Source organism: Pseudomonas sp. 32_A (assembly GCF_017490905.1).
Classification (GTDB): Bacteria; Pseudomonadota; Gammaproteobacteria; order Pseudomonadales; family Pseudomonadaceae; genus Aquipseudomonas; species Aquipseudomonas inefficax.
Genome location: NZ_JAFGYI010000468.1, coordinates 1 through 246 on the forward strand (window position 1 = coordinate 1; position 246 = coordinate 246).

The following is a 246-nucleotide window of genomic DNA, read 5'->3' on the forward strand; positions in this document are numbered from 1 at the left end:
GGTCAACGTACTGTCGCTGGGCATCATGACCCAACCGGAACTGGCCAAGCTGCAGAACCCGTCGATGGCTGCCGTGCTGGAGCATGTGGTCGGCCACTGGGGTGCGGTGCTGATCAGCGTCGGCCTGGCGGTTTCGCTGCTTGGCGCGCTGCTGTCCTGGGCGTTGCTGTGCGCCGAGATCCTCTTCGCCACGGCGCGGGACAAGACCATGCCGCGCTTTCTGGCCAAGGAAAACGCCAACCATGT

The 246-nt window shown here is 64.6% G+C and carries 1 protein-coding gene; it reads left to right on the top strand.

What is annotated here, in order from left to right; translation table 11 throughout:
• On the top strand, positions 1-246 hold a 246-nt coding region (locus tag J5M58_RS27470), incomplete at both ends, for an amino acid permease (RefSeq protein WP_207880653.1).